The following is a 26,160-nucleotide window of genomic DNA, read 5'->3' as shown; positions in this document are numbered from 1 at the left end:
GCAGGACGGACGACGGAGGCCCGGGTACGCGCGCGGTGCGCATACCCGGGCCTCCGGCATGCCCGTACGGCTCAGGCGCCGGCGTACTCGATCGCCGCCAGGTTCTTCTTGCCGCGCCGCAGCACCAGCCAGCGCCCGTGCAGCAGCTCGTCCGCCGCGACCTCGGCGTCCTCGGCCGTGACCTTCACGTTGTTCACGTAGGCCCCGCCCTCCTTCACCGTGCGCCGCGCCGCCGACCTGCTCGGCGCCAGACCGACCTCGGTGAACAGGTCCACGACCTGGCCCAGCTCGGTGACCTTCGCGTGCGGCAGCTCGGAGAGAGCGGCCGCCAGCGTGGCCTCGTCGAGTTCCGCCAGCTCGCCCTGTCCGAACAGCGCCTTCGACGCCCCGATCACGGCCGCGCACTGGTCGGCGCCGTGCACCAGCGTGGTCAGCTCCTCGGCCAGCGCCCGCTGCGCGGTGCGCGCCTGCGGCCGCTCCTCGGTGAGCTTCTCCAGCTCCTCCAGCTCCTCGCGAGACTTGAAGGAGAGGATTCGCATGTACCGGGTGATGTCACGGTCGTCGACGTTCAGCCAGAACTGGTAGAACGCGTACGGCGTGGTCATCTCCGGGTCCAGCCAGACGGCGCCGCCCTCGGTCTTGCCGAACTTGGTGCCGTCCGCCTTCGTCATCAGCGGCGTGGCCAGCGCGTGCGCGACCGCGTCCGGCTCCAGACGGTGGATCAGGTCGAGGCCGGCCACCAGGTTGCCCCACTGGTCCGAGCCGCCCTGCTGCAGGGTGCAGCCGTAGCGCCGGTACAGCTCCAGGAAGTCCATGCCCTGCAGGAGCTGGTAGCTGAACTCGGTGTAGCTGATGCCCTGCTCGGACTCGAGGCGGCGGGCCACCGAGTCCTTGGTGAGCATCTTGTTGACCCGGAAGTGCTTGCCGATGTCCCGCAGGAACTCGATCGCCGACATCCCGGCGGTCCAGTCCAGGTTGTTCACCATGACCGCCGCGTTCTCGCCCTCGAAGGACAGGAACGGCTCGATCTGCGTCCGCAGCCGGTTCACCCAGTTCGCGACCGTCTCCGGGTCGTTCAGGGTGCGCTCGGCGGTGGGACGCGGGTCGCCGATCTGGCCGGTGGCCCCGCCGACCAGCGCCAGCGGCCGGTGCCCGGCCTGCTGGAGCCGCCGGACGGTGAGCACCTGGACCAGGTGGCCGACGTGGAGACTGGCCGCGGTCGGGTCGAAGCCGCAATAGAACGTGACGGGACCGTCCGCGAGAGCCTTGCGCAAAGCGTCCTCGTCGGTGGACTGGGCGAACAGCCCGCGCCACTTCAGCTCGTCGACGATGTCCGTCACGTCGTCCGTCTCCTCGTGTTCGGTGGGGGAGATTGGTTGTTGTCCCGGTCAGTCTAGGCGGGTCAGACCCCCTTGCTGACCGAGCTCATGTTGAAGTCGGGCACCCGCAGCGCCGGCATCGCGGCCCGGGTGAACCAGTCGCTCCACTCGCGCGGCAGCGTCTTCTCGGTCCGGCCGGCCTCGGAGGCCCGGGACAGCAGGTCCACCGGCGACTCGTTGAACCGGAAGTTGTTCACCTCGCCGACGACCTCGCCGTTCTCGACGAGATAGACGCCGTCCCGGGTCAGGCCGGTGAGCAGCAGCGTCGCCGGGTCGACCTCGCGGATGTACCAGAGGCAGGTCAGCAGCAGACCGCGCTCGGTGGCGGCGACCATCTCGTCCAGGGACTTTTCGCCGCCGCCGTCCAGGACCAGGTTGCCGATCGCCGGGGTCACCGGCAGGTCGGTGAGGCCCGCGCTGTGCCGGGTGGTGGTCAGGTGCTCCAGCTTCCCGCCGCGCACCCAGTCGGTCGGGGTGAGCGGCAGGCCGTTGTCGAAGACCGAGGAGTCGTCGCCGGAGGAGTGGGCGATCACGAACGGGGCGCACTCCAGGCCCGGCTCGTTCGGGTCCGAGCGCAGGGCGAGCGGGAGCGGCGAGAGCGTCTCGCCGAGCCGGGTGCCGCCGCCGGGCTTGGAGAAGACCGTACGGCCCTCCACCGCGTCCCGGGCGGTCGACGACCACAGCTGGTAGATCAGCAGGTCCGCGACGGCGGTCGGCGGCAGCAGCGTCTCGTAGCGCCCGGCCGGCAGCTCGATCCGCCGCTCCGCCCAGCCGAGCCGGGTCGCCAGCTCGGTGTCCAGGGACGCCGGGTCGACGTCCTTGAAGTCCCGGGTGGAGCGCCCGGCCCAGGCCGAGCGGGACCGGTCGGGCGACTTGGCGTTGAGCTCCAGGGTGCCGTTCGGCTGGTCGTGCCGGAGCCGCAGACCCGTCGAGGTGCCGACGTACGTGGAGGTCAGCTCGTGGTTCGCGAAGCCGTACAGCTCGCGGCCGCCGGCCCGGGCACGGGCGAACGCCTCGCCGAGCGCGGGCGCGAAGTCGGCGAACACGGCCGAGGAGGTCTCGGCCGGCGCGTCGGTGAAGTCGGGGGAGGCGGGCACGCCCGCGACCAGCGGCTGGGCGTCCTCCGCAGGACCTGCCGCCCGCGCGGCCTGCTCGGCGGCCCGCACCAGCGGCTCCAGGTCGTCCACGGTGACTGCGGACCGGGACACCACGCCGGAGGCGGCGCCCTGCGCGCCGTCGACGGTGGCGATCACGGTGAGCGTGCGGCCGCGGGTGACCCCGTTGGTGGTCAGCGCGTTGCCGGCCCAGCGCAGATTGGCGCTCGACTCCTCGTCGGCGATGACGACGCACCCGTCGGCCCGGGACAGCTCCAGGGCCCGCTCGACGAGCTCGTACGGCTTGCTGATCCGAGAGCTCATCGCCCGGCCTCCTGCGTGGTGTTCAAACTGTGCTTTCCCGGGGGACGACCCCCGGACCCCCAGCAGGGGGTCCCGTGCGCGAGGGTCATGCTCATCGACCGGCCTCCTGCGTGGTGTTCAAGATGTTGACGCCCCGGAAGAGGGCGGAGGGGCAGCCGTGGGAGACCGCGGCGACCTGGCCCGGCTGGGCCTTGCCGCAGTTGAAGGCGCCGCCGAGGACGTACGTCTGCGGGCCGCCGACCTTCTCCATCGAGCCCCAGAAGTCCGTGGTCGTCGCCTGGTACGCGACGTCCCGCAGCTGGCCGGCGAGCCGGCCGTTCTCGATGCGGAAGAACCGCTGGCCGGTGAACTGGAAGTTGTACCGCTGCATGTCGATCGACCACGACCGGTCGCCGACCACGTAGATGCCCCGCTCGACCCCGCCGATCAGGTCCTCCGTGGACAGTCCGCCCGGGTCCGGCTGCAGCGACACGTTCGCCATCCGCTGCACCGGCACGTGCGCGGGGGAGTCGGCGAAGGCGCAGCCGTTCGAGCGGCCGAGGCCGGTGAGCCCCGCGATCCGCCGGTCCAGCTGGTAGCCGACCAGGGTGCCGTCCTTCACCAGGTCCCAGCTCTGCGCCTCGACGCCCTCGTCGTCGTAGCCGATCGTGGCCAGACCGTGCTCGGCGGTCCGGTCGCCGGTGACGTTCATGATCGGGGAGCCGTAGGTGAGCTTGCCCAGCTGGTCGAAGGTGGCGAACGAGGTGCCCGCGTACGCCGCCTCGTAGCCGAGCGCCCGGTCGAGCTCGGTGGCGTGGCCGATGGACTCGTGGATCGTCAGCCACAGGTTCGACGGGTCGACGACCAGGTCGTACCGGCCCGCCTCGACGCTCGGCGCGCGCATCTTCTCCGCGAGCAGCTCCGGGATCCGCTCCAGCTCCGCGTCCCAGTCCCAGCCGGTGCCCGTCAGGTACTCCCAGCCGCGGCCCACCGGCGGCGCGATCGTCCGCATCGAGTCGAACTCGCCGGTCGTCTCGTCGACGGCGACCGCGGTGAGCTGGGGGTGCAGCCGGACCCGCTGCTGGGTGGTGACCGTCCCCGCCGTGTCCGCGTAGAACTTGTTCTCCTGGACCGTCATCAGCGAGGCGTCCACATGCGCCACGCCCTCGGCCCGCAGCAGCCGCGCGCTCCAGTCGGCGAGCAGCGCGGACTTCTCCTCGCCCGGGATGTCGAACGGGTTGATCTCGTACGAGGAGATCCACGTCCGGTCCGCGTGCACCGGCTCGTCCGCCAGCTCGACCCGCTCCTGCGAGCCCGCAGCCGCGATGACCTGCGCCGACAGCTGCGCCATCGCCACCGCCTGCGAGGCGACCCGCGCCGCCGCGTCCATCGTCAGATCGACGCCCGAGGCGAACCCCCAGGCGCCCCCGTGCACCACCCGCACCGCGAACCCGAGGTCCGTGGTGTCCGAGGAACCCGCGGGCTTGGCGTCCCGCAGCCGCCAGGAGGCGCTGCGCACCCGCTCCAGGCGGAAGTCGGCATGCGTCGCGCCGAGCGCGCGCGCCCGCGCGAGCGCCGCATCGGCGAGCGCCCGCAGGGGCAGCGCCGTGAAGGCTTCGTCGAGGGAATGGGTCCCAGTTGGCACAGCTGTCTCCTGTCGTGTGAGACCGGTCGTCCCCGATCATGTCGCGCTTCGGGGCGCGATGCCACGAGCTTTCGGCGGGGCTTTCTGTAGAGACCCGACAGTGGCATGCGTACGCCACTGTCAGGGGTCGATTCCCGGGAAGAGGGACGGGACCGATAGGTTTTCGATGTACCAGACCGCTGATCGAAAGGGTGATCCGTTGAGCCGCTCGGTTCTCGTCACCGGAGGAAACCGGGGCATCGGCCTCGCCATCGCCCGCGCTTTCGCCGAGGCCGGAGACAAGGTCGCCATCACGTACCGGTCCGGGGAACCGCCGGCCGCCCTGACGGAGCTGGGCGTCCTCCCCGTGAAGTGCGACATCACCGACGCCGAACAGGTGGAGCAGGCCTACAAGGAGATCGAGGAGAAGCACGGTCCCGTGGAGGTGCTGGTGGCCAACGCCGGCGTCACCAAGGACCAGTTGCTCATGCGGATGTCCGAGGAGGACTTCACCTCCGTCCTGGACACCAACCTCACCGGCACCTTCCGGGTCGTGAAGCGCGCCAACCGCGGAATGCTGCGCGCCAAGAAGGGCCGCGTCGTCCTGATCTCCTCGGTCGTCGGCCTGCTCGGCTCCGCCGGGCAGGCGAACTACGCCGCCTCGAAGGCCGGTCTGGTCGGCTTCGCCCGCTCCCTCGCCCGTGAGCTCGGATCGCGCAACCTCACGTTCAACGTGGTCGCGCCCGGTTTCGTCGACACCGACATGACCAAGGTCCTCACCGACGAGCAGCGCGCGGGCATCGTGTCCCAGGTCCCGCTGGGCCGCTACGCGCAGCCGGAGGAGATCGCCGCCGCGGTGAAGTTCCTCGCCTCCGACGACGCCTCGTACATCACTGGAGCCGTCATCCCGGTTGACGGCGGATTGGGCATGGGTCACTGATCACCATGAGCGGAATTCTCGAAGGCAAGCGCATCCTGATCACCGGCGTGCTGATGGAGTCCTCCATCGCGTTCCACGCCGCGAAGCTGGCCCAGGAGCAGGGCGCGGAGATCATCCTCACCGCCTGGCCCCGGCCGACGCTGACCGAGCGCATCGCCAAGAAGCTCCCCAAGCCCGAGAACGTGAAGGTCCTGGAGCTCGACGTCTCCAACGACGAGCACCTCGCGCGCCTGGAGGAGCAGGTCCGCGAGCACCTGGGCGACCGCATCGACGGCATCGTCCACTCCATCGGCTTCGCCCCGCAGGACGCGCTCGGCGGCAACTTCCTCAACACGCCGTTCGAGTCGGTCGCCACGGCCATGCACGTCTCGGCCTTCTCGCTGAAGTCCCTGACCATGGCGCTGCTGCCGCTGATGAGCGAGGGCGGCTCCGTCGTCGGCCTCACCTTCGACGCCAAGTTCGCCTGGCCGCAGTACGACTGGATGGGCCCGGCCAAGGCCGCGCTCGAGGCCACCAACCGGTACATGGCCCGGGACCTCGGCAAGCAGGACATCCGCTGCAACCTGGTCTCCGCCGGCCCCCTCGGCTCCATGGCCGCCAAGTCGATCCCCGGCTTCGGCGAGCTGGCGAGCGTCTGGGACTCCCGCTCCCCGCTGGAGTGGGACCTCTCCGACCCGGAGCCGGCCGGCAAGGCCATCGTCGCCCTGCTGAGCGACTGGTTCCCGAAGACGACCGGAGAGATCATCCACGTCGACGGCGGCCTGCACGCCATCGGCGCGTAAGCACGCCGCGGACGTCATCAGGGCCGGTGGGCCGCCCCCGACGGGGTGGCCCACCGGCCCTCGCGCATGGGCCGAACGGGCTCGAGTCGAAAAGTCCGGCGGTGCACCTCAGACTGGTCGGAGCGTGACGTTTCTGTCTGCCGACGGGGAGGAGGTACGGCCGTGCGTGCCAGGCACCGCAGAGTCGCCGGGGTCGCCTCGGCCGCCGTACTCCTCGCCGGGACCGCCGCCGTCCTCGCCGAGGTACGCGCCGCGCCCGCGGTCCGGGACGAGCAGCCGCCCGCGTACGAGGCGTCCTGCCGGACCGCCGTCGAGGGCTCGCGGGTGACCGCGTACTGCCACAACCCCTACCCGGGCACCGACCGGGTCCGGCTGCACGTCGAGTGCGAGGCGTGGTGGGACATCGACAGCGACAGCGCGCCCGTCGACGTCGGCCCGACCGAGTACGCCGAGTTGAGCGGCCGCTGCTGGAAGGACGTACGGGCGGTCTGGCTCACCCATCAGCCGGCGACGGACTCCGCCGGCACATGAACGGATAGCTCGCCGCCTCCGCCGCCGCGGCGTCCCCGTCGCCGGCCCGGATCGCGGCCACGAGCCGCCCGTGGTCCATGTGGTTCTCCGGCCGCAGGTCCCCGCCCACGTCCCCGCGCAGCCAGTCCCGCAGCACGTCCCCGAGGTCCGCGTACAGCGCGGTCAGCACGTCGTTGTGGGAGGCCGCCACCACCGCCTGGTGGAAGGCCACGTCCAGCGTCACGAAGCGCTCCGCGTCCCCCGCCGTCCAGGCCTCCTCCCGCCGGGCGAGGAGCGCCTCCAGCTGCCGTACGTCCCGCTCGGTGCGCCGCTCCGCGGCCAGCCGGGCCGCCGAGGACTCCAGCGTCGCGCGCACCTCGGCCACGTGCCCCGGGTCGGAGCCGGCGAATCGGCGGTGCATCACGCCCGCCAGCTCGCTGGTGGCGATCACGTACGTGCCCGAGCCCTGGCGGATGTCGAGCAGCCCGTTGTGCGCGAGCGCGCGGACCGCCTCCCGCACCGTGTTCCGGGCCACGCCCAGCTGCTCGACCAGCTCCGGCTCGGTCGGGATGCGCGAGCCCACCGGCCACTCGCCGGAGGTGATCTGGGTGCGCAGCTGCGCGATCACCTGGTCCGAGAGCGCGGAACGCCGGGGGGAGCTGAGCGCCATCACAGGCCCCTTGCAGATCGGTCAGATTGGTTCGGGATTGGACAATCAATCATCCCATGATTCTATGATGAGCCCCATGCCCGACGAGCCGCAGACCCTCGACCCCGTGCCCACCCGCAGGTCCGCCCCCGAGACCACGGGCGGCAGAGGCACCGTCGCCGTCGCCGGCAGCGGCGCCGGTACCGGTACCGGTCCGGGCCCCTGGGCCGCCCGTCTCGTCGTCGTCGGACTCGCGCTCGCCGCGCTCAACCTGCGCCCCGCCATCACCAGCCTCGGCGCCCTCCTCGAAGAGGTCCGCGCCGACCTCCACATGACCGGCAGCGTCGCCGGCGTCCTCACCTCCGTACCGCCGCTCTGCTTCGCCGTCTTCGGCATCACCGCGCCCCGCCTCGCCCGCCGCTTCGGCCCCGCCGCCGTCGTCGGCGCGGGCATGGCCGCGATCCTCGCCGGACTCGCCGTACGCCCCTTCGCCTCCGGCACCGTCGGCTTCCTCGCCGCCAGCGCCCTCGCCCTCATGGGCATCGCGGTCAGCAACGTCCTCATGCCGGTCATCGTCAAGCGGTACTTCCCCGACCGCATCGGCACCATGACCGGCCTGTACTCCATGACCCTCGCGCTCGGCACCTCGCTCGCCGCCGCCGCGACCGTCCCCATGACCGAGGCCCTGGGCGGCAGTTGGCGCCTGGGCCTCGGCGTCTGGGCCTTGCTCGCCGTCCTCGCCGTGGTCCCCTGGATCCCGCTGTTCCGCGACCGCGACGGCACGCAGACGGCCGGTACGGCACGGTCCGCCGCTCCCGCCGAAGCACCCGGCCGCATCGTCCGCAGCCGTACCGCCTGGGCCCTCGCCTGCTTCTTCGGCCTCCAGGCCACCGGCGCGTACATCACCATGGGCTGGATGCCGCAGATCTTCCGCGACGCGGGCGTCCCCGCCGCCACCGCCGGTCTGCTGCTCGCCGTCACCATGGTCATGGGCGTCCCGCTCGCCTTCGTCATCCCGCGCCTCGCCACCCGGCTGCGCACCCAGGGCCCGATCGTCGTCGCCCTGGGCCTGTGCGGTGTCACCGGCTACCTCGGGCTCTTCCTCGCCCCCACCGCGGGCGCCTGGGTCTGGGCCGTGCTGCTCGGCATCTCCAACTGTTCCTTCCCGCTCGCCCTCACCATGATCGGCATGCGCTCGCGCACCGGCACCGGCGTCGTCCGGCTCTCCGCCTTCGCGCAGAGCGCCGGCTATCTGATCTCCATCCCCGGACCCCTGCTCGTCGGCGTCCTGTACCAGCACAGCGGCGGCTGGGACCTGCCGCTGGCGCTCATGGCCGGCCTGCTGATCCCGCAGATGGTCGTGGGTGTCCTCGCCGGACGGGACCGGACCGTCGAGGACGAGATCTGAGATGCGAGACTGAGCCCATGCCCTACCTCGAACCGAACCCCCCGAACGGCCAGAAGAAGCTGCTGCTCGTGTTCTGCACGATGCTCGGCATCGGTGCCGTGATCGCCGTGATCGCCACCATCGCCTCGCCCTCCTGAGCCGCCGCTGAGCCCCTCCGGGGGCCGCCCACCGGCCGCGGGTCCGCCCGCCGGGGGGTTTCCCCCGGTCCCCTAGGGGGCGCGCCTCAGGGTGAAGTGGGTGGATCACCGGATGGGCGGCGCCCCGCCCGCTCCGTACGTTGGAACCGTCGCAGCAGCGCGCAGGTCCCGACCCCACGGAGGCGGCCATGACGGCCCGTACCCCCGCCCGTACCCGGACCCCGGCCACCGGGGTCGACACCCGGCTGCCGTGGTGGGCGCTCGCACTCCCCGTGGCCGCCTTCGTCGCCCTGTTCCTGCTGATCGTGGACCCTGGTCAGGCCCATGCCGCGGCCGGTGCCGGGGACCCCGCGGTGGGCCGTTTCCTGGAGACCCTGCACCGCACGCTGAGCCGCTGACCCCGTGCGGGTGGACTGCCCCAACCCCCTGCGCCCGAAGGCCCGTTTCGTGCGAAGCTGGGAAGCATGAGCGTCGAGACACCCCGCAAGATCGTGCTGCTCCGCCATGCCAAGGCCGACTGGGGCCAGGAGGCCGACCACGAGCGGCCGCTCGCCGACCGTGGCCGCCAGGACGCCCCGATCGCCGGCCGCCGGCTCGCCGACCACGGCATCACTTTTGACCTGGCCCTCTGCTCGACCGCCCTGCGTACCCGCGAGACCTGGAAGCTGGCCGTCGCCGAGCTGCCCCACCGGCCCAAGACCGTCTACGAGGAGCGGCTGTACGAGGCCTCCCTCGGCGAGCTCATCGCGCTGCTCAACGAGACCTCCGACGAGGTCCGCACCCTGGTCCTCATCGGCCACAACCCCGGCATGCACGCGCTCGCCGACGCGCTCTCCGGCGAGGCCGAGGGCGACCTGCTGCCCCGGATGAACCGCAGCGGCTTCCCGACCGCCGCCTTCGCGACCGTGGAGTTCACCGGCTCCTGGAAGTCCGTGGAGCACGGGGTCGGCCGCCTGGTCGACTACTGGACCCCGCACTCCTGACCCGACCGGTACCCCCGGCCCGTACGCACGTGGGCCCGGCCGCCCCTCGGGACGGCCGGGCCCACGCGTGTGTCACGGGAGCGCCCCGGCTCAGTGCGGCGGGGCTCAGTGCGGCAGCTCGTCCTCGCCGACGTCCGCCGCCTCGACCTCCTCGCGGGTCACCCCGAGCAGGTACAGCACGGTGTCCAGGAACGGCACGTTCACCGCCGTGTCGGCCGCCTTGCGCACCACCGGCTTGGCGTTGAACGCCACGCCGAGCCCGGCCGCGTTCAGCATGTCCAGGTCGTTCGCGCCGTCGCCGATCGCCACCGTCTGCGCCAGCGGCACGCCCGCCTCCTGGGCGAACCGGCGCAGCAGCCGGGCCTTGCCCGCCCGGTCCACGATCTCCCCGGTGACCCGGCCGGTCAGCCGGCCGTCCACGATCTCCAGCGTGTTCGCCTGGGCGAAGTCGAGGCCGAGCCGCTCCTTCAGATCGTCCGTGACCTGCGTGAACCCGCCGGAGACCACGCCCACCTGGTAGCCGAGCCGCTTGAGCGTGCGGATCAGGGTGCGGGCGCCCGGGGTCAGCCGCACCTCGGCGCGGACCTTGTCCACCACCGAGGCGTCCAGACCCTCCAGGAGCGCCACCCGGGCGTGCAGCGACTGCTCGAAGTCCAGCTCGCCGCGCATCGCGGCCGCGGTGACCTCGGCGACCTTGTCCTCGCAGCCGGCGTGGGCCGCGAACAGCTCGATGACCTCGTCCTGGATCAGCGTCGAGTCGACGTCCATGACGATCAGCCGCTGCGCGCGGCGGTGCAGACCCGCGGAGACGACGGCGACGTCCACGCCGATCTCGTGCGCCTCGGTGGCCAGCGCCGTCCGCAGCGGCTCCGTCTCGCAGCCGGAGACCGCGAACTCGACCGCCGTCACCGGGTACTTCGCCAGCCGGAACACACGGTCGATGTTGCCGCCGGTGCCGGTGATCCTCGCCGCTATGGCGGCGGTCTGCTCCGCGGTGAGCGGGTGGCCGAGCACGGTCACATGGGAGCGGCCGACGCCCCGCGGCCGGTTGTCGCCGGTGCCCGAGATGATCTCGGCCTGCAGCTTGTGCGACTCCGCCCAGCTGTGCACCGTCGCCCGCAGCTCGCCCTCGGAGCTCACGGTCGGCTCCGTGACGAGCGCGCACAGGACGATACGGCCCCGAGTGACGACCTGCTCGATGTCGACCACGTCGACGGAGAAGGCGGCCAGGGTGTCGAAGAGCCCGGCGGTGATCCCGGGACGGTCCTTCCCGAAGATCTTGACGAGAAGGGTGGGAACGTCTGAGGTCTGCGTTGCGCTCATGGTGCTACCACCGTATCGGGCACCCGGTGCCACCGGACGCCCCGTCCCGACTGCCGGACAGACCTGTGACGGCCCGGTCGCCGGCGGTTCGCCCCCGTGACGCCCGTCCGCCATCCGGGTGAGGCGAGGGGAGGGGGCGGGCCCGTACCGGCTTGCCCCCGGTCGTCCGTACTTTCATGATCCGTACGGACTCGCGGGGTTTCGCGTCGCCGACGGCAGCCTCTGCGGGAACTTCACACGGCCCGACTTTCGGTTCGAGGGCCGGGCCTGAAATAGTTCCCCACGTTGAATCGCCATCCCTAGGCTCCCGCGACGGGGGTACATCGGGGGACAAGTAGTGGGGCATGGAGTGCCAGAACTCGTACTGGAATTGAACGGAAGGACCTGGACGCTCGATCCGTCCAGGTCATACACCCTGGGACGCGATCCGCAGGGCGACCTGGTGATCGACGACGCCAGGGTCTCGTGGCGACACGCCACCATCAGCTGGGGCGGCCGGAGTTGGGTCATCGAGGACCACGGCTCGACCAACGGCACGTTCGTACAGGGCCAGCGGATCCACCAGATGGAGATCGGCCCGGGTTCCGCGGTCAACCTCGGCAACGCGACCGACGGCCCGCGGCTGAACCTCGCCGGCGCCGCCCAGGCCCCGGCGCAGCAGCCGGCCCAGCACCAGGCGCCGGCCCATCAGGCCGCCGTCGGCGGCTGGTCCGGCCAGCAGGCCGCGCCGCAGGCCCAGCCCCAGCAGGGCTGGCAGCAGCCGCCGGCCCAGCAGCCGGTGCAGCCCCAGGTGCCGCACCAGGCGCAGGGTCCCGCAGCCGGCGGAGTCGCGGGGGCCTCGCCGGCGCTCGGCGACCGCAGCCCGACCATGTTCCACCAGCTGTCGCTCGGTCATGTCATGCGCATCGGCCGTGCGCTGGAGAACGAGCTGGTCGTCTCCGACCTCCAGGTCTCGCGCCACCACGCCGAGTTCCACGCGATGCCCGACGGCCGCATGGAGATCCGCGACCTCGGCTCGCACAACGGCACGTACGTCAACGGTCAGCCGATCCCCAAGGGCGGCACCGCCCTGCTCGGCCCCAACGACACCGTCGGCGTCGGCCACTCGACGTTCCGGATCGTCGGCGGCCGGCTCGAGGAGTTCGTCGACACCGGCGAGGTCTCCTTCTCCGCCCGCCACCTCACGGTGACGGTCGACGGCGGCAAGCAGATCCTCAAGGACGTCAGCTTCGGCGTCCCCGAGAAGTCGCTCATCGGCGTCATCGGCCCCTCCGGCTCCGGCAAGTCGACCCTGCTCAAGGCGCTGACCGGCTACCGCCCGGCCAACGAGGGCGACGTCCTGTACGACAACCGCAGCCTCTACAAGCAGTTCGCCGAGCTGCGCCAGCGCATCGGTCTGGTCCCGCAGGACGACATCCTGCACAAGGAGCTGACCGTCCAGAAGGCGCTCAAGTACGCGGCCAAGCTGCGCTTCCCTGCGGACACCAGCGACCAGGAGCGCGCCCAGCGCATCGACGAGGTGCTGCGCGAGCTCAAGCTGGACATCCACAAGGAGAAGAAGGTCACCTCCCTCTCCGGTGGCCAGCGCAAGCGCGTCTCCGTCGCCCTGGAGCTCCTCACCAAGCCGTCGCTGATCTTCCTGGACGAGCCGACCTCCGGCCTCGACCCGGGCATGGACCGCGACGTCATGCAGCTGCTGCGCGGCCTCGCCGACGACGGGCGCACCGTCCTCGTCGTCACCCACTCCGTGGCCGAGCTGGCGCTGTGCGACAAGCTCCTGGTGATGGCCCCCGGCGGCTCCGTGGCCTACTTCGGCCCGCCGGACGAGGCGCTGAACTTCTTCGGCTACAGCACCTGGGCCGACGTCTTCTCCGCCTTCGAGAACTACCGCGACTACGACTGGGCGGGCCGCTGGAAGGGCTCGCAGCACTACCAGATGTACGCCGCGGACCTCGACGCCGTCGCCGCGCAGCCGGTCCAGATGCCCGGCCCGGCCCAGCAGGCGCTGGCCCGGCCGCCCAAGCCGCAGGGCTGGGGCTCGCAGCTGTGGACCCTGATCCGCCGCTACGTCTCGGTGATCGCCTCCGACAAGGGCTTCCTGGCCCTGATGGTGATCCTGCCCGCCGTCCTCGGCGCGGTCTCGGTGGTCATCCCCGCCGACTTCGGCCTGGCCCCGCCCAAGCCGCCGTCCCGCTTCAACGGCGACGCCGGCACGATCATGCTGATCCTCGCGGTCGGCATGTGCTTCTCGGGTGCGGCCAACTCGGTACGTGAGCTGATCAAGGAACGGGTCATCTACGAGCGGGAACGCGCCACCGGCCTGTCCCGCTCCGCGTACCTGATGTCCAAGGTCATCGTGCTCGGGGTGATCACCGCCTTCCAGGGCGTGATCATCTGCGGTATCGGCTTCTCCACCCGCGACCTGCCGACCGAGGGCCTGCTCATGCCGCCGGCGGTCGAGCTGTGCATCCAGGTCATCGCGCTCGGCCTGACCTCGATGATGGTCGGCCTGGTCATCTCCTCGCTGGTGAAGACCGCCGAGAAGACCATGCCGCTGCTCGTCATGTTCGCGATCATCCAGGTTGTGTTCACCGGCATCCTGTTCCAGGTGTACGGCTCGCCCGGCCTGGAGCAGTTCGCCTGGCTGATGCCGTCGCGCTGGGGCATCGCCGGCGCCGGCACCACGCTCGACCTGGCGCACCTGATGCCGCCGTGGGACCACAAGGACCCCACGAACACCGACCCGCTGTGGGAGCACACGGTCGGCCAGTGGAGCCTCGACCTCGGCATCCAGCTGCTCATGGCCGCGATCTGCTGCGTCGTGGTGGCGCGGCTGCTGCGCCGCCACGAGCCGGAGGTCATGCGCAAGTAGTCACCGACGCGCACGCCCGAAGGGCGGCACCCCTGCACGGGGTGCCGCCCTTCGGCATGTCTGAAGCGACTCGATGCGAGCCGGTGACTCCGTACGAGCCGGTGACTCAGTACGCGCTGTTGACGTTGTCGATCGTGCCGTACCGGTCGGCCGCGTAGTTGCAGGCGGCGACGATGTTGGCGACCGGGTCGTACTGGTCGAACTTGGTGCCCGCGACGTGGTAGGCCTTGAAGGTCGGGTAGATGACCTGCAGCAGACCCTTGGACGGGACGCCGTTGATGGCGTTGATGTCCCAGTTGTTGATCGCGCGCGGGTTACCGCTGGACTCGCGCATGATGTTCTTGTGGATCCCGTTGTAGGTGCCCGGGATGTCGTGCTTGTCCATGATGAACAGCGCCTCGCGGATCCAGCCGTCGAGGTTGTTCGCGAACACGGGGGTGCGGGCGGCGGCGCGGCTGGCGGCGGCCTTCGCGGCGGCACGCTTCTTCGCGGCGGCCTTCGCGGCAGCCTTCGCCTCGGCCTTCGCCTCGGCCTTGGCCTTCGCCTTCGCGGCGGCGACGCGCTTGGCCTTCGCCTTGGCCGAGGCCTGCGCCTTGGCGGCGGCGTCCTTCTTGGCCTGCAGGCTCAGGGCGCTCTGCTGCTCGGTCAGGCTCTTCTGCAGGGCCTTGGCCTGCGCGCTCTCGGCGTTGTACGCCCAGGCGACCGGCTTGCCGTTGGCCAGGGCCTGCGGCTCGGTCTCGGCGGAGGCGTTGCCACCGGAGACCAGGGAGAACGAGAGGGCGGCGACGCTCAGGGCGGCCACACCGGCGATGGAGACCTTGTGCTTCTTGTTAAGTCGATAGTTGCCAGGCTTCTTCGCGGACATGCAGGAGTACCTCTTCGAAATAGCGCGGGGGTCGCTCAGGCCGGGGCGGCTGCGCCTCATCGGCGGCGACGGACGCAATTCTTAGCGGCCGCAAAATCCTGTGGCAAAGGTGTGACGTACGATCCCGGGTAGTGGATCAGGGGGCCTGCCCCAACCCCCCGACGCCACCCCGGAACCGGACCTATCAGGATTGATCCGGTCCTTATGCGTCCACTAACGCGCTTCGTAAGTGACCTGCGTCCTATGCCCGGCCTCACATCGGCCGGGCTGCACTCTCACCAAGAGTTGCTCACGCAATGCGCACAGTGAGGTGCCTCCTCCGGCAGGAGGAGATGCACATCGCCGAACTCGTGCCAGAGGTACCGGCCGTTCACCGCCGCGGCGTACGCGGCCTCCAGCGCGGGCCGCCCGGCGACCGCCTCCAGCATCAGCAGATGCGAGGCCTCGGGCTCGTGGAGCCCGGTCAGCAGCCCGTCCACCACCCGCACCCCCCGCTCCGGCGTCACCACCAGGTCCGTCCACCCGGAGGCCGCCCGCACCACCCCGTCCGGCCCGGCGGCCGACTCCAGCGCCCGTACCGCGGTGGTGCCCACCGCCACCACGCGCCCGCCCGTCGCCCGCCACCGCCCTTCCGAGGAATCGCTTCGCGAGCCCCCTCCTCTGCCCGCCCGGGCCGCGTTCACCAGCCGGGCCGTCGCCGCCGGCACCTCGTACGGCTCCGGGTACGGCGGCTCGTGCACCTCCGCCGATGCCACCCCCGTATGAAGGGTCAGCGGAGCGAACTGCACCCCCCGGCGCACCAGCTCCGCCACCAGCGCCGCCGTGAACGGCCGGCCCGCGCTCGGCATCTCCGCCGAGCCCGCGCCGTCCGCCGACGGCAGCGCGAACACCGTCTGGTACGCCTCCAACGGCTGGTCCCGCTCCGTGTACCCGTACCGGATCGGCCGCCCGTACCGCGCGAGGAGACCCGGCACCCCCGTGTCCGCCCTCGCCCACCACAGCCGCGAGCCTCCCGGCGCCAGCGGGCCGTCCAGCACCAGCCGTGCCCCGCCCGGCAGCCGCACCGCGGCCCCCGCCGGACCGCCCGCCCGCGGCCGCGTCGTCCCCCGCCCGTCCGGCGCCCGCAGCTCCACCGCCCACCGGCCGTCCGCGCCGCGCGTCGAGAAGTGCACCACCACGGCGTCCCCGCCGAGCCGCCCGTTCACCGCCGCCGGCAACGTCGCCGAGGTGTTCACCACCAGCACGTCCCCGGCCCGCAACAACCCCGGCAGCTCCCGGAACCGGTGATGCGCCACGGCCGCCCCCCGAGACACCAGCAACCGCACCTCGTCCCGCTCCCGCGCGGGCACCCGCGCCGAAAGCTCCTCGGGCACCCGCGGCCAGGCGGGCGCATGGTGCGGCGGTCGGCGGAGCACCTGGCCCTCGGCCGGGGGAGTCGCCGCTGCCGCGTGCCGGTGGTCGTCGGCCGGGGGAGTTCCCGCTGCCGTGCTCCGGTGGTCCTCGGCCGGGGGACCCCCTGCTGCCGTGTGCCGGTCCTCCGTGACGCGCGTGCGCGCCTGCGCGCTCACCAGGCAGTCATCGGCGCTCTCCGGTACCGGCGGCCTCCCGGGCCTCCCGCAGCCGCCCGCCACGGGCCCGTCCGTCCCGCAGGTCCACGCCGGCGTGCTCACCCGCTCACCCCCAGCAGCCCCGCCGCCGTGTGGCGGCCGCTGGCCGGGCGGGTGTCCAGGAGGCGCAGGAACGCCGGGGCGACGTCCTCGGGGCGGGGCGCGCCCGCTGCCTCCTCCGGGTCGGCCGCCGCCAGCATGTCCGTCCGCATGCTGCCCGGGTCCACCCACCAGACCCGCAGCCCCGGCTCCTCCACGGCCAGCACCGCCGACAGCCGGTCCAGGGCCGCCTTCGTCGCCCCGTACGCGCCCCAGGTGCGGTACGCCTCCACCGCCGCGTCCGAACTGATGTCCACCACCGCGCCCTCCGGCGCCCCGCGCAACAGCGGCAGCGCCTCCTGGACCAGCCCGAGCGGGGCCACCACGTTGGCCTCCAGGGCCGCCCGGAACCCGTCGAGCGGGTGCGCCTCCAGGGGGACGAGCGGCTCGGCGCCGAGGATCCCCGCGTTGTTCACCAGCAGGTCCAGACCGCCCAGCTCCCGGGCCGCCGCCACCAGCGCCCGCCGGTGCGCCGCGTCCGTCACGTCCCCCGGCACCGCCACGACCCGCGTGCCGTGCGCCGAGCGGACCGCCTCCGCGGTCTCCTCCAGTGCCTTCGCCGTCCGCGCGCCCAGGACGAGGTCCCAGCCCCGGCCCGCCAGCGCCTGCGCGAGGGCCCGCCCGAGCCCCCGGGACGCCCCCGTGACGATCGCAACAGACATGTGCCCCAGTCCCTTCGAACGCGATGGTCGTCGACGAGATCCAGCCTCCGACCGCGCCGTTCCGGCCGCCTCGTCCCCGGGCCCCGACCCGGGAAGGCACTTCGACCTAGTCCTCCGGTCCCGGACCGTCGCGGTCTCCGGTCGGATACGGACCGTCACACCCCGCCGGTACGGTGAACACATGAGCCATCGACCGAGCTCCGGCCTCGCCGCCGTGAGCACCGCGCTCCTGGCGATGAGCCGCCAGATGGAGGTCCGCGACGTCCTCAAGACGATCGTGGTCTCCGCGCGCGAACTGCTCGACGCCGAGTACGCCGCCCTCGGCGTGCCGGACGACCACGGCGGCTTCGCCCAGTTCGTCGTCGACGGCGTGACCGACGAGCAGTGGAAGGCCATCGGCCCGCTGCCCCGCCAGCACGGCATCCTCGCCGCGATGCTCCACAAGGCCGAGCCCGAGCGGCTCGCCGACGTCCGCAAGGACCCCCGCTTCGAGGGCTGGCCCGCCGCCCACCCCGAGATGTCCGACTTCCTGGGCCTGCCGATCCGGGACGGCGACGAGATCCTCGGCGCCCTGTTCCTGGCCAACAAGCGCTGCCCGAGGCCGGCCAGCGGCTGCGCCTTCACCGAGGACGACGAGGAACTCCTGTCGATCCTCGCCCAGCACGCCGCCATCGCCCTGACCAACGCCCGGCTGTACGAGCGCAGCCGCGAGCTCACCATCGCGGAGGAACGCTCCCGGCTCGCGCACGAGCTGCATGACGCGGTCAGCCAGAAGCTGTTCTCGCTCCGGCTCACCGCCCAGGCCGCCGCCGCGCTCGTCGACCGCGACCCGGCCCGCGCGAAGGGCGAGCTGCAGCAGGTGGCCGCGCTGGCGGCCGAGGCCGCGGACGAACTGCGCGCCGCCGTGGTCGAGCTGCGGCCCGCCGCGCTGGACGAGGACGGCCTCGTACACACCCTGCGTACCCAGATCCAGGTCCTGGACCGTGCCCACGCGGCGCGGGTCACCTTCGACGGCACGGGCGTCCGCGCCCTGCCGGCCGCGCAGGAGGAGGCGGTGCTCCGCGTCGCGCAGGAGGCCCTGCACAACGCGCTGCGGCACTCCGGCGCGGAGCGCGTCGAGGTCACCCTCGTACGGCACGGCCAGGGCGCGCTGCTCACCGTCACCGACGACGGCGGCGGCTTCGAGCCGGGCGCCGTCCGCAAGGCGGGCCGGCACCTCGGCCTGGTCTCCATGCGGGACCGGGCCGGCGGGGTCGGAGGCAGGCTCACCGTGACGTCGGCGCCGGGCCACGGCACCACGATCGAGATGGAGGTCCCCGGTGGCTGACAGAACAATCCGGGTGCTGCTCGTGGACGATCACCAGGTCGTCCGGCGGGGCCTGCGCACCTTCCTGGAGGTGCAGGACGACATAGAGGTGGTGGGCGAGGCCGCCGACGGCGCCGAGGGCGTCGCCCGCGCGGAGGAACTGAAGCCGGACGTCGTCCTGATGGACGTGAAGATGCCGGGCATGGACGGCATCGAGGCCCTCCGCAGACTGCGGGATCTGGCGAACCCGGCGAAGGTCCTGATCGTCACCAGCTTCACCGAACAGCGCACGGTCGTCCCGGCGCTGCGCGCGGGCGCGTCGGGGTACGTGTACAAGGACATCGACCCGGACGCCCTGGCCGGCGCGATCCGCTCGGTCCACGCGGGCCACGTCCTGCTCCAGCCGGAGGTGGCCGGCGCGCTGCTCTCCCAGGAGGAGAGCGCCCACGGCGGCACGGGACGAGGCTCGACCCTGACGGAACGCGAACGCGAGGTCCTGGGCCTGATCGCCGACGGCCGCTCGAACAGAGAGATCGCAAGAGCGTTGGTCCTCTCCGAGAAGACGGTGAAGACCCACGTCTCGAACATCCTGATGAAACTCGACCTGGCAGACCGCACCCAAGCAGCCCTCTGGGCGGTAAGGCACGGCCTGACGACCTGACGAGCCCGGGGTCCGGGGCGGAGCCCCGGACTCAGGAAGGGGCGGGGTGGGGGAGAAGCCCGCCGCAGGCAGTCGCCCACCACCCGCACCGGCGCACCGCCCCGCACCGGCGCACCGCCCCGGCCCCCGCAAAGCGCAGCGCTACCGTTCCCTCTCCCGCTCCTCCACGTACGCGTTGTACGCAGCCACCTGCGCCCGCCGAGCCACCCGTTCCACCGGCCGCAACGCGGCCCCCCGCGCCGCCATCTCCCCGGCGCTCACCGCACCGCCGTGCCCGTTGTCGTACGCGAGGGACACCAGCAGCGACACCCGCTGCGCCAGCTCCAGCACCCGCACCGCCCGCGGCGGATACCCCGGCGCCAGTACGTCGCGCGCGGCGGACGCCTCCGCCCGCGCCCGGTACGCGTCCCGCGCCGCGTCCGCCACCGGACCCGACCCGGCCACGTCGAGCCGCGTCAGTACAGCCGTGGCCTCACGCAGCGCCTCCGCGAGCTCCCGCTCCGCCTCGCCGAGCGACGGCACGTCCGCCGGCGGCGCCTCCCGCACCGCCAGGCACCGCCAGACGACCTCCACATGGACGTCCCCGGCCGGCCCCGCCTCCGTCACCTCCGGCACCAGCCCGTAGGGCGCGCCGAAACCGACCACCGCCTCCTCCGCCTCCAGCGCCCGCGCGTTGAAGTCCGGCGGCCCGCTGAGCCCCAGCGGATGCCCCGGCGCGGGCAGCGCCACCCGCCACCCGGTCACCCCGAGCCGCCGCAGCCGCCCCAGCGCCAGCGTCAGCCCGACCGGCCCCGCCTCACCCGGCAGCCCCTCGACGCGATGCACCGCGTCCTCCCCGACGATCGCCTCGACCGCGTCGTCCGGCGACACCGCTCCGGCCAGGAGGGCGTTGCCCCAAGCGGCCAGGCGTCCTGAGCGTGGTTCCCAAAGCATGGGCCACAGCCTAGGCACTCCCCCACCCCGCACCCCACACCCCGGAACTCCGGGCCTTACCGGACGTACCAGGGACCTAAGAGCCGCGCCGCCGCGCCGGTGGCGTAGGTTTTCCCCTGGACGCCCGCCCACCGACGCCGGCGCCGGAACGAACACGACACGACTCGACCGACCGCAAGGGGAGACGACACGACCATGAGCGATGTACTGGAGCTGGTGGACGTATCCGTGGTCCGCGACGGACGCGCTCTGGTGGACGAGGTCTCATGGTCGGTCAAGGAGGGCGAGCGCTGGGTCATCCTCGGCCCCAACGGCGCGGGCAAGACCACGCTCCTCAACATCGCCTCCAGCTACCTCTTCCCCACCAAGGGCACCGCCCGGATCCTGGGCGAGCAGCTGGGCGGCGTCGGCACCGACGTGTTCGAGCTCCGCCCCCGCATCGGCGTCGCCGGCATTGCCATGGCCGAGAAGCTCCCCAAGCGCCAGACCGTCCTCGAGACCGTCCTCACCGCCGCGTACGGCATGACCGCCACCTGGCACGAGGACTACGACCCGGTCGACGAGCAGCGCGCCCGCGCCTTCCTCGACCGCCTCGGCATGTCCGACTACCTGGACCGCAAGTTCGGCACCCTCTCCGAGGGCGAGCGCAAGCGCACCCTGATCGCCCGCGCCATGATGACCGACCCCGAGCTGCTGCTCCTGGACGAGCCCGCCGCCGGCCTCGACCTCGGCGGCCGCGAGGACCTGGTCCGCCGCCTCGGGCGCCTCGCCCGCGACCCGATCGCCCCCTCGATGCTCATGGTCACCCACCACGTCGAGGAGATCGCCCCGGGCTTCACCCACGTGCTGATGATCCGTCAGGGCAAGGTGCTCGCGGCCGGCCCGATGGAGACCGAGCTGACCTCCCGCAACCTCTCGCTCTGCTTCGGCCTCCCGCTCGTCGTCGAGCGCCACGGCGACCGCTACACCGCCCAGGGCCTCCCACTCAAGTAGGAACCCTCACGTAGCACCCCCATCAAGCAGCACCCCATCACGTAGCGCCTCGCTCAACTCGCCGCCCCCGCACGGGAGGAGACGAGCACCACGTCGCACCGGGCACACAGGGCGTCGCGCACTCCGCACAGAGCCGCGCCCTGTCCCCGGCGACCCTCACCGCCCTACCATGACCACGTGGACATCGACGCGTGGGTCTGGTGGCTGATCGGAGCGGTGGGACTGGGCATCCCGCTCGTGCTGACGACGATGCCCGAGTTCGGCATGTTCGCGGTCGGCGCGGTCGCCGGCGCGATCACCGCCGCACTCGGCTTCGGCGTGGTCGCTCAAGTGCTCGTCTTCGTCGTGGTGTCGGTCGCGCTGATCGCGGTGGTCCGCCCGATCGCGGCCCGGCACCGCGACGCCCGACCACAACTCGCCACCGGGATCGACGCCCTGAAGGGCCGTCAGGCCGTGGTCCTGGAACGGGTGGACGGCAGCGGCGGCCGCATCAAACTCGCCGGCGAGGTGTGGTCCGCCCGCGCGCTCGACGACGGACAGACCTTCGAACCGGGCCGCCAGGTCGACGTCGTGGAGATCGACGGCGCGACTGCCGTGGTCATGTGAAGCATCATCGTGAGCGTGATGTGACCGTGTGACAGAACCCGTCACACGACGACCCGCCGTCTGGGAAACTGGATCATCGAAACCAACCCGGCAGTCAACCGGCAGCGAAGGGCACGGGGAGCACGATGCCATCCGTCATCATCGTCCTGATCATCCTGGTGATCCTCGTCTTCATCGCACTGATCAAGACGATCCAGGTCATCCCGCAGGCCAGCGCCGCGATCGTGGAGCGCTTCGGACGCTACACCCGCACGCTCAACGCGGGCCTGAACATCGTCGTCCCGTTCATCGACTCGATCCGCAACCGGATCGACCTCCGTGAACAGGTCGTCCCGTTCCCGCCCCAGCCGGTGATCACCCAGGACAACCTGGTCGTCAACATCGACACCGTCATCTACTACCAGGTGACCGACGCCCGGGCCGCGACCTACGAGGTCGCCAGCTACATCCAGGCCATCGAGCAGCTCACCGTCACCACGCTGCGGAACATCATCGGCGGCATGGACCTCGAGCGCACCCTCACCTCCCGCGAGGAGATCAACGCCGCCCTGCGCGGCGTCCTCGACGAGGCCACCGGCAAGTGGGGCATCCGCGTCAACCGCGTGGAGCTGAAGGCCATCGAGCCGCCGACCTCCATCCAGGACTCGATGGAGAAGCAGATGCGCGCCGACCGCGACAAGCGCGCCGCGATCCTCACCGCGGAGGGCACGCGCCAGGCCGCCATCCTCACCGCCGAGGGTGAGAAGCAGTCCCAGATCCTGCGCGCCGAGGGTGAGGCCAAGGCCGCCGCCCTGCGCGCCGAGGGCGAGGCCCAGGCCGTCCGCACGGTCTTCGAGGCGATCCACGCCGGCGACCCCGACCAGAAGCTGCTCTCGTACCAGTACCTCCAGATGCTCCCGAAGATCGCCGAGGGCGACGCCAACAAGCTCTGGATCGTGCCCAGCGAGATCGGCGACGCCCTCAAGGGCCTTTCCGGCGCCTTCGGCAACATCGGCGGGGGAGTCCCCGGCTTCAACACCTCGGGCGGATCCAACAGCGGTACGGGCGCGGGCGCGAGCGTCGTCGAGCAGCGCCGCGAGGAACCCCCGGTTGACTGACACGTACACGTAATCGTGCATGATCGGTGAGAGCCCCTCGACCCCGAGACCCGTCGGCTGGACAGACCTGTCAGACCTGACAGACCGACGGACCGTCAGGGCGGGGAGGCGACTCACTGACCATGTAAGGAGATGGCGTTGTCCATCTGGGAAGTACTGGCAGTCTTCGCCGCCGGCATCGGAGCCGGCACCATCAACACCATCGTCGGGTCCGGAACGCTGATCACGTTCCCGGTCCTCCTCCTCACCGGCCTCCCACCGGTCACCGCCACCGTCTCCAACGCCCTCGGCCTCATCCCCGGCTCCATCAGCGGCGCCATCGGCTACCGCGAGGAACTCAAGGGCCAGCGCCGCCGCGTCCTGCGCCTCGGCGCACTCGCCGCCGCCGGCGGCCTGTGCGGCGCGATACTCCTGCTGATGCTCCCGCCCAGGGCGTTCGAGACCATCGTCCCCGTCCTCGTCGCCCTGGCGCTGGTACTCGTCGTCCTGCAGCCCCGGATCTCCAAGGCCGTCCAGGCCCGGCGCGCCCGCAACGGCACCCACGGCGACCCCGACGGCGGCCCGCTCCTGCTCACCGGACTCTTCCTCGCGAGCATCTACGGCGGCTACTTCACCGCCGCCCAGGGGATCATCTACCTCTCCCTCATGGGCATGCTCCTCAACGACACCCTCCAGCGCCTCAACGCCGTCAAGAACGTCCTCGCCGCGATCGTGAACAGCATCGCCGCGCTCTTCTTCCTCTTCGTCGCCGACTTCGACTGGACCGCCGTCCTGCTCATCGCCGTCGGCTCCGCCATCGGCGGCCAGATCGGCGCCAAGGTCGGCCGCCGCCTCCCGCCCACCGTCCTGCGCGGCGTCATCGTCGCCGTCGGCCTCACCGCCATCGCCCAGCTCCTGCTCCGCTGACGACGGCCGCGGGCCCGCCCCCTCAGGAAGGGGACGGGCCCGCGGTACGCACACGGAAGCCCGGATCGGCCCGCTCAGGCCGCCGAATCGGCCAGCCAGTCCGGCAGCTCGGACCGCTCACCCGCCCGCATCGCGAGCAGCATCGCGTCCGCCGGAGTCGGCACGAACGGCTGGCGCAGCAGCGGCATCCCCGCCTGCTCCGGAGTCCGGTCGGCCTTGCGGTGGTTGTCCTCGGCACACGAGGCGACCGTGTTCAGCCACTCGTCCCCACCGCCCTGCGCCCGAGGCACCACGTGGTCCACGGTCGTCGCACGCCGCCCGCAGTACGCGCACCGGTGCTGGTCCCGCACCAGCACACCCCGCCTCGACCACGGAGCCTGTCTTCGGAACGGCACCCGTACGTACCGGCAGAGCCTGATCACCCGCGGCACCGGAAGCTCGACGGCGGCGGCACGCATGCGCAGCTCGGGATGAGCCTGCTCCACGACGGCCTTGTCCTGCAGGACAAGCACCACCGCACGGTTGAGTGTGACCGTCGAAAGCGGCTCGAAGCTCGCGTTCAGTACCAGCGTGTCCCGCATCATGCCCACCTCCCGTGTGCCGGCCCAGCCCTGTTGGCGGGGCTTCCGGGCTTGGATCAACTCTGGCCGGGCGCGCCGGGTAGGACAACGCAATATCTGCGCAACGAAAGATGCCCGCTTCTGATCTCTCCAAGACCAGAAGCGGGCAAACAACAGACGAACACCCAGTCGCCCGGGCGGGGTTCCGCCGGCGCGGGCTACGCGGGGTTCTCGTACTCGCCGACCAACTGCGCACGTCCCAGCGTGTGGAACCGCAGGTTGAAGCCGACCGCGGCCGGAGACGTGTCGGCGTCCGGACCGAGCCGCTCCTGATCGACCGCGTACACCGTGAACACATAACGGTGCGGGCCGTCCCCCTTCGGCGGGGCGGCCCCGCCGAAGTCCTTCGACCCGTAGTCGTTGCGCGCGTGCACGGCGCCCGCCGGCAACCCCTCGAACGAGCCCGAGCCCGCACCCACGGGCAGCTCCGTCACCGACGCCGGGATGTCGAACAGCACCCAGTGCCAGAACCCGCTGCCGGTCGGCGCGTCCGGGTCGAAGCAGGTGACGGCGAAGCTCTTGGTCTCCGCCGGGAAACCCTCCCAGCGCAGCTGCGGCGAGGTGTTCCCCGCCGCGTACACCTGCGCCTCCTTCAGCACCCCGCCCGGCGCCACGTCGTCGCTCACCACGGTGAACGCCGGCACCGGCGGATGGAAGTCGTGAGGGAGCGGAGCCCTCTTGCCCTCGGCCACGAATGAACCTCCGTATCGTCCTGATCCGACTGACGGCTGTCGGGGCCGAGCCTAGAACCAGTTCCGCTTCCCACCGACCTCGGCGAGCCACTGGTTCAGGTACGCCGCCCAGTCGGTGGTGTGGAAGTCGTGCAGACCGACCGCGAACGAACGGAACGAGTCGCTGCCCTCGCTGAACAGACCCGGCTTCTTGTCCATCTCGAGCACGACGTCCATCTCGCGCTCGTCCGCCACGAAGCTCACCTCGACCTGGTTCAGCCCGCGGTACTGCTGCGGCGGGAGGAACTCGATCTCCTGGTAGAACGGCAGCTTCTGCCGGGTGCCCCGGATCATGCCGCGCTCCATGTCCGCGTTCTTGAAGCGGAAGCCGAGCTGGATGAAGGCGTCCAGGATCGCCTGCTGCGCCGGCAGCGGGTGCACGTTGATCGGGTCCAGGTCACCGGAGTCCACCGCACGCGCGATCTCCAGCTCGGTGGTCACACCGATGTTCATGCCCCGCAGCTGCTGCCCGGCGATCGTGGTGACCGGCGTCTCCCACGGGATCTCCAGACCGAACGGCACAACGTGCACCGCCCCGGCCTTCACCTCGAACGCGCCACCGAGCCGCACCTTCACGAACTCGATGTCCTGCTTGTACTCCTGGTCGCCGCCCTCGACCTCGACGCGCGCCTGCAGCCCCACCGACAGACCCTCGATCTGCTGGTCGACCGAACCGCCCTGGATCCGCACCTCACCCTGGACGACCCCGCCCGGAACCACGTTCTCCTCGGTGAGCACCGTCTCCACGGTCGCCCCGCCGGCTCCCAGGCTCGCGAGCAGCTTCTTGAAGCCCATGTCTGTCCACTCCTTCTAGGGTCCTGGCCTTTACCTACGTACGAGCGACGACCGTAACGGGTTCCCACCGCCGCCCCCGGTACACCCCCGCCCCGCCCCCGTTACGCTCGGACGCCATGAGCGAGAGCCCCGACCGCGCGCCGCTGCCGCGGGCCTTCTTCGACCGTCCGGTACTGGAGGTCGCGCCCGATCTCCTCGGCCGCACCCTCGTCCGCAGAACGGAGGACGGCCCGATCGAGCTACGGCTCACGGAGGTGGAGGCGTACGCGGGCGAG

At 71.7% G+C, this 26,160-nt stretch carries 26 protein-coding genes and 1 pseudogene (1 of these 27 cut by a window edge); 15 read left to right on the top strand and 12 right to left on the bottom strand.

Annotation, left to right across the window (positions count from 1 at the left end):
* Positions 1-71: 71 nt before the first annotated feature.
* From tyrS to ABZO31_RS06710, 3 genes are all read right to left on the bottom strand, one after another.
* Positions 72-1,340: a tyrosine--tRNA ligase gene (gene tyrS, locus ABZO31_RS06720; RefSeq protein ID WP_406860104.1), complete on the bottom strand. Its 1,269-nt coding sequence runs from the start codon at positions 1,338-1,340 to the stop codon at positions 72-74.
* Positions 1,341-1,402: 62 nt separating this feature from the next.
* A complete protein-coding gene (locus ABZO31_RS06715; RefSeq protein WP_406860102.1) occupies positions 1,403-2,797 on the bottom strand; it encodes a metallopeptidase TldD-related protein in 1,395 nt (464 codons plus the stop codon).
* 91 nt (positions 2,798-2,888) lie between these two features.
* Positions 2,889-4,421 carry a TldD/PmbA family protein gene (locus ABZO31_RS06710; protein WP_406860099.1) on the bottom strand — a complete coding sequence of 511 codons (1,533 nt, stop codon included), beginning with the start codon at positions 4,419-4,421 and terminating at the stop codon, positions 2,889-2,891.
* Positions 4,422-4,620: 199 nt separating this feature from the next.
* Between ABZO31_RS06710 and fabG the strand changes: the two genes are divergently transcribed.
* From fabG to ABZO31_RS06695, 3 genes are all read left to right on the top strand, one after another.
* Positions 4,621-5,340: a 3-oxoacyl-[acyl-carrier-protein] reductase gene (gene fabG, locus ABZO31_RS06705; protein ID WP_406860097.1), complete on the top strand. Its 720-nt coding sequence runs from the start codon at positions 4,621-4,623 to the stop codon at positions 5,338-5,340.
* Between the two features lie 5 nt (positions 5,341-5,345).
* Positions 5,346-6,122, top strand: coding sequence for an enoyl-ACP reductase FabI (fabI, locus tag ABZO31_RS06700; RefSeq protein WP_406860096.1), 777 nt, complete (start codon positions 5,346-5,348; stop codon positions 6,120-6,122).
* 162 nt (positions 6,123-6,284) lie between these two features.
* Entirely contained in the window at positions 6,285-6,653 is a 369-nt protein-coding gene (locus tag ABZO31_RS06695; protein WP_406860095.1) for a hypothetical protein, read from the top strand.
* On the opposite strand, the gene ABZO31_RS06690 is transcribed toward ABZO31_RS06695, so the two are convergent.
* The gene (locus ABZO31_RS06690; RefSeq protein WP_406860093.1) at positions 6,616-7,302 is read right to left on the bottom strand and encodes a FadR/GntR family transcriptional regulator; all 687 of its coding nucleotides are present in this window, start codon (positions 7,300-7,302) and stop codon (positions 6,616-6,618) included. The two genes, ABZO31_RS06695 and ABZO31_RS06690, sit on opposite strands and share 38 nt — an antisense overlap.
* A 76-nt stretch (positions 7,303-7,378) precedes the next feature.
* Between ABZO31_RS06690 and ABZO31_RS06685 the strand changes: the two genes are divergently transcribed.
* The 4 genes from ABZO31_RS06685 to ABZO31_RS06670 all read left to right on the top strand — a co-directional run bounded on the left by ABZO31_RS06685 (position 7,379) and on the right by ABZO31_RS06670 (position 9,809).
* Positions 7,379-8,689, top strand: coding sequence for a CynX/NimT family MFS transporter (locus ABZO31_RS06685; RefSeq protein WP_406860092.1), 1,311 nt, complete (start codon positions 7,379-7,381; stop codon positions 8,687-8,689).
* Positions 8,690-8,706: 17 nt separating this feature from the next.
* Positions 8,707-8,826 carry an SGM_5486 family transporter-associated protein gene (locus ABZO31_RS06680; protein ID WP_406860091.1) on the top strand — a complete coding sequence of 40 codons (120 nt, stop codon included), beginning with the start codon at positions 8,707-8,709 and terminating at the stop codon, positions 8,824-8,826.
* Between the two features lie 188 nt (positions 8,827-9,014).
* A complete protein-coding gene (locus tag ABZO31_RS06675) occupies positions 9,015-9,224 on the top strand; it encodes a hypothetical protein (protein WP_406860090.1) in 210 nt (69 codons plus the stop codon).
* A 66-nt stretch (positions 9,225-9,290) separates the two neighbouring features.
* Positions 9,291-9,809, top strand: coding sequence for a SixA phosphatase family protein (locus ABZO31_RS06670; RefSeq protein ID WP_406860088.1), 519 nt, complete (start codon positions 9,291-9,293; stop codon positions 9,807-9,809).
* A gap of 105 nt (positions 9,810-9,914) precedes the next feature.
* On the opposite strand, the gene serB is transcribed toward ABZO31_RS06670, so the two are convergent.
* Positions 9,915-11,132 (bottom strand): phosphoserine phosphatase SerB, encoded by a 1,218-nt coding sequence (gene serB, locus ABZO31_RS06665; protein WP_406860087.1) that lies wholly within the window; start codon positions 11,130-11,132, stop codon positions 9,915-9,917.
* Between the two features lie 337 nt (positions 11,133-11,469).
* On the opposite strand from serB, the gene ABZO31_RS06660 reads away from it, so the two are divergent.
* Positions 11,470-14,004, top strand: a complete 2,535-nt coding sequence (locus tag ABZO31_RS06660) for an FHA domain-containing protein (RefSeq protein WP_406860086.1) — start codon at positions 11,470-11,472, stop codon at positions 14,002-14,004.
* A gap of 106 nt (positions 14,005-14,110) precedes the next feature.
* On the opposite strand, the gene ABZO31_RS06655 is transcribed toward ABZO31_RS06660, so the two are convergent.
* From ABZO31_RS06655 to ABZO31_RS06645, 3 genes are all read right to left on the bottom strand, one after another.
* Positions 14,111-14,869, bottom strand: a complete 759-nt coding sequence (locus tag ABZO31_RS06655) for a transglycosylase SLT domain-containing protein (RefSeq protein WP_406860085.1) — start codon at positions 14,867-14,869, stop codon at positions 14,111-14,113.
* 275 nt (positions 14,870-15,144) lie between these two features.
* Complete coding sequence (locus ABZO31_RS06650; RefSeq protein WP_406865275.1) at positions 15,145-16,284, bottom strand: S-adenosylmethionine:tRNA ribosyltransferase-isomerase; 1,140 nt, start codon at positions 16,282-16,284, stop codon at positions 15,145-15,147.
* 251 nt (positions 16,285-16,535) lie between these two features.
* Positions 16,536-17,237, bottom strand: coding sequence for an SDR family NAD(P)-dependent oxidoreductase (locus ABZO31_RS06645; protein ID WP_406860083.1), 702 nt, complete (start codon positions 17,235-17,237; stop codon positions 16,536-16,538).
* A gap of 181 nt (positions 17,238-17,418) precedes the next feature.
* On the opposite strand from ABZO31_RS06645, the gene ABZO31_RS06640 reads away from it, so the two are divergent.
* Positions 17,419-18,564, top strand: a complete 1,146-nt coding sequence (locus tag ABZO31_RS06640) for a GAF domain-containing sensor histidine kinase (RefSeq protein ID WP_406860082.1) — start codon at positions 17,419-17,421, stop codon at positions 18,562-18,564.
* A complete protein-coding gene (locus ABZO31_RS06635) occupies positions 18,557-19,204 on the top strand; it encodes a response regulator (RefSeq protein WP_406860081.1) in 648 nt (215 codons plus the stop codon). Before ABZO31_RS06640 ends, ABZO31_RS06635 begins: the two co-directional genes overlap by 8 nt.
* A gap of 141 nt (positions 19,205-19,345) precedes the next feature.
* Here ABZO31_RS06635 and ABZO31_RS06630 read toward each other — a convergent pair whose 3' ends face one another.
* Complete coding sequence (locus tag ABZO31_RS06630; protein WP_406860080.1) at positions 19,346-20,137, bottom strand: hypothetical protein; 792 nt, start codon at positions 20,135-20,137, stop codon at positions 19,346-19,348.
* Positions 20,138-20,332: 195 nt separating this feature from the next.
* Between ABZO31_RS06630 and ABZO31_RS06625 the strand changes: the two are divergent.
* The 4 genes and pseudogenes from ABZO31_RS06625 to ABZO31_RS06610 all read left to right on the top strand — a co-directional run.
* Positions 20,333-20,863: pseudogene (locus ABZO31_RS06625) on the top strand (ABC transporter ATP-binding protein); the annotation flags it as partial.
* Between the two features lie 444 nt (positions 20,864-21,307).
* Entirely contained in the window at positions 21,308-21,736 is a 429-nt protein-coding gene (locus tag ABZO31_RS06620; RefSeq protein ID WP_406860079.1) for an NfeD family protein, read from the top strand.
* Positions 21,737-21,861: 125 nt separating this feature from the next.
* On the top strand, positions 21,862-22,833 hold the full coding sequence (locus ABZO31_RS06615; protein ID WP_406860078.1) for an SPFH domain-containing protein: 972 nt from the start codon (positions 21,862-21,864) through the stop codon (positions 22,831-22,833).
* 132 nt (positions 22,834-22,965) lie between these two features.
* Positions 22,966-23,739 (top strand): sulfite exporter TauE/SafE family protein, encoded by a 774-nt coding sequence (locus tag ABZO31_RS06610; protein WP_406860077.1) that lies wholly within the window; start codon positions 22,966-22,968, stop codon positions 23,737-23,739.
* A gap of 74 nt (positions 23,740-23,813) precedes the next feature.
* On the opposite strand, the gene ABZO31_RS06605 is transcribed toward ABZO31_RS06610, so the two are convergent.
* From ABZO31_RS06605 to ABZO31_RS06595, 3 genes are all read right to left on the bottom strand, one after another.
* Complete coding sequence (locus ABZO31_RS06605; RefSeq protein WP_406865274.1) at positions 23,814-24,320, bottom strand: HNH endonuclease; 507 nt, start codon at positions 24,318-24,320, stop codon at positions 23,814-23,816.
* Positions 24,321-24,517: 197 nt separating this feature from the next.
* Positions 24,518-25,051 (bottom strand): YbhB/YbcL family Raf kinase inhibitor-like protein, encoded by a 534-nt coding sequence (locus ABZO31_RS06600; RefSeq protein WP_406860076.1) that lies wholly within the window; start codon positions 25,049-25,051, stop codon positions 24,518-24,520.
* Positions 25,052-25,102: 51 nt separating this feature from the next.
* A complete protein-coding gene (locus ABZO31_RS06595; protein WP_406860075.1) occupies positions 25,103-25,885 on the bottom strand; it encodes a sporulation protein in 783 nt (260 codons plus the stop codon).
* Between the two features lie 116 nt (positions 25,886-26,001).
* On the opposite strand from ABZO31_RS06595, the gene ABZO31_RS06590 reads away from it, so the two are divergent.
* Positions 26,002-26,160 carry the beginning of a DNA-3-methyladenine glycosylase gene (locus ABZO31_RS06590; protein ID WP_406860074.1) on the top strand. It continues 483 nt past the right edge of the window, so only the first 159 of its 642 coding nucleotides appear in the window; its start codon is at positions 26,002-26,004; its stop codon lies off the right edge, out of view.

The sequence above is a fragment of the Streptomyces solicamelliae genome (assembly GCF_045348655.1).
In the GTDB taxonomy this organism is placed as follows: Bacteria; Actinomycetota; Actinomycetes; order Streptomycetales; family Streptomycetaceae; genus Streptomyces; species Streptomyces solicamelliae.
This window is presented reverse-complemented; position numbering and strand designations above follow the sequence as displayed.

Bases quoted from the DNA above. Each gene is read 5' to 3' on its own strand.
- ABZO31_RS06715 (WP_406860102.1), bottom strand. From the start codon at position 2,797: ATGAGCTCTCGGATCAGCAAGCCGTACGAGCTCGTCGAGCGGGCCCTG.
- fabI (WP_406860096.1), top strand. From the start codon at position 5,346: ATGAGCGGAATTCTCGAAGGCAAGCGCATCCTGATCACCGGCGTGCTG.
- ABZO31_RS06690 (WP_406860093.1), bottom strand. From the start codon at position 7,302: ATGGCGCTCAGCTCCCCCCGGCGTTCCGCGCTCTCGGACCAGGTGATC.
- ABZO31_RS06685 (WP_406860092.1), top strand. From the start codon at position 7,379: ATGCCCGACGAGCCGCAGACCCTCGACCCCGTGCCCACCCGCAGGTCC.
- ABZO31_RS06680 (WP_406860091.1), top strand. From the start codon at position 8,707: ATGCCCTACCTCGAACCGAACCCCCCGAACGGCCAGAAGAAGCTGCTG.
- ABZO31_RS06675 (WP_406860090.1), top strand. From the start codon at position 9,015: ATGACGGCCCGTACCCCCGCCCGTACCCGGACCCCGGCCACCGGGGTC.
- ABZO31_RS06670 (WP_406860088.1), top strand. From the start codon at position 9,291: ATGAGCGTCGAGACACCCCGCAAGATCGTGCTGCTCCGCCATGCCAAG.
- serB (WP_406860087.1), bottom strand. From the start codon at position 11,132: ATGAGCGCAACGCAGACCTCAGACGTTCCCACCCTTCTCGTCAAGATC.
- ABZO31_RS06655 (WP_406860085.1), bottom strand. From the start codon at position 14,869: ATGTCCGCGAAGAAGCCTGGCAACTATCGACTTAACAAGAAGCACAAG.
- ABZO31_RS06645 (WP_406860083.1), bottom strand. From the start codon at position 17,237: ATGTCTGTTGCGATCGTCACGGGGGCGTCCCGGGGGCTCGGGCGGGCC.
- ABZO31_RS06640 (WP_406860082.1), top strand. From the start codon at position 17,419: ATGAGCCATCGACCGAGCTCCGGCCTCGCCGCCGTGAGCACCGCGCTC.
- ABZO31_RS06630 (WP_406860080.1), bottom strand. From the start codon at position 20,137: ATGCTTTGGGAACCACGCTCAGGACGCCTGGCCGCTTGGGGCAACGCC.
- ABZO31_RS06615 (WP_406860078.1), top strand. From the start codon at position 21,862: ATGCCATCCGTCATCATCGTCCTGATCATCCTGGTGATCCTCGTCTTC.
- ABZO31_RS06610 (WP_406860077.1), top strand. From the start codon at position 22,966: ATGGCGTTGTCCATCTGGGAAGTACTGGCAGTCTTCGCCGCCGGCATC.
- ABZO31_RS06605 (WP_406865274.1), bottom strand. From the start codon at position 24,320: ATGCGGGACACGCTGGTACTGAACGCGAGCTTCGAGCCGCTTTCGACG.
- ABZO31_RS06595 (WP_406860075.1), bottom strand. From the start codon at position 25,885: ATGGGCTTCAAGAAGCTGCTCGCGAGCCTGGGAGCCGGCGGGGCGACC.